Origin of the sequence: Clostridium sp. UBA5119 (assembly GCF_002414285.1) — a bacterium.
GTDB classification, from domain to species: Bacteria; Bacillota; Clostridia; order Clostridiales; family Clostridiaceae; genus Clostridium_J; species Clostridium_J sulfidigenes.
The window spans coordinates 1-320 of sequence record NZ_DHYX01000087.1; positions in this window are offsets into that span (position 1 = coordinate 1).

The window sequence follows — 320 nt, forward strand, 5'->3', positions numbered from 1 at the left end:
CCGCATCTCTCAGCGACAAGATTTATCTTACCATACTTATTACATCAAATATAATATTAGTTTTTTATAATTATAGTTTATTTAAGTATATCTTCATATTTCTTGAATTTACTTTTATTTTCTTATACTGATACACATGGTATAGTATACTAAAGTAAAAATAACTTATACTAATATTTAGTCTCTATATCCGAAGTATACTACATCAAAATGAATAAATATTCGTTATATTAACTAGTTACTAATCTTCTTAATATTCCATTGAAAATATCCTTTTTATAATAATATAAGACCAATTAACTATTTTTATAATTAATTAG